The sequence below is a fragment of the Paraburkholderia piptadeniae genome (assembly GCF_900007165.1).
GTDB classification, from domain to species: Bacteria; Pseudomonadota; Gammaproteobacteria; order Burkholderiales; family Burkholderiaceae; genus Paraburkholderia; species Paraburkholderia piptadeniae.
Window position 1 is genome coordinate 1 of sequence record NZ_CYGY02000176.1, and the last position, 873, is coordinate 873.

The 873-nt window shown below is 64.3% G+C and carries 1 protein-coding gene; it reads right to left on the bottom strand.

All coding sequences use genetic code 11. The annotated features are described in order from the left end of the window. On the bottom strand, positions 1 to 871 hold an 871-nt coding region (locus tag BN2476_RS43960; RefSeq protein WP_087740356.1), incomplete at its 3' end, for a tartrate dehydrogenase. Positions 872 to 873: the final 2 nt, after the last annotated feature.

Sequence of the window (873 nt, forward strand, 5' to 3'; positions counted from 1 at the left end):
TGCCCGCGATATCGGGCGCTGAGCCGTGCACGGGTTCGAACAGCGACGGGAACACGCGGTCGGGATTCATGTTGGCCGACGGCGCAATGCCGATCGTGCCCGTGCAGGCCGGACCGAGATCCGAGAGGATGTCGCCGAACAGATTGGTCGCGACCACCACGTCGAAGCGGTCGGGGTTCAGCACGAAGCGCGCGCAGAGGATGTCGATGTGCTGCTTGTCCCACACGACGTCGGGATAACGCGCGGCCATTTCGGCGGCGCGCGCGTCCCACCACGGCATGCTGATCGAGATGCCGTTGCTCTTCGTCGCCACCGTGATCTTCTTCGCGCGGCGCTGCGCGAGATCGAAGGCGAACTTCAGCACGCGCTCGGAGCCCTTGCGCGTGAAGATCGACTGCTGCATCACGAATTCGCGCTCGGTGCCTTCGAACATCGTGCCGCCCACCGACGAGTACTCGCCTTCAGTGTTCTCGCGCACGATCATGAAGTCGATGTCGCCCGCCTTGCGGCCGGCGAGCGGCGACGGCACGCCATCGAACAGACGCGCGGGACGCAGGTTGATGTACTGGTCGAACTCGCGGCGGAACTTGAGCAGCGAGCCCCACAACGAAATGTGATCGGGCACGGTGGCGGGCCAGCCGACCGCACCGAACAGGATCGCATCGACGCCATCGAGCTGTGCCTTCCAGTCGTCCGGCATCATCTGGCCGTGCTGAGCGTAGTAATCGCAACTGGCCCACTCGATGTGCTCATACGTGAGGCCGATGCCATAGCGCTTGCTGACGACATCGAGCGCGCGCAGCGCTTCGGGCATTACTTCCTTGCCGATGCCGTCGCCGGGAATCACTGCGATGCGGTAGTTACGGGTCATAG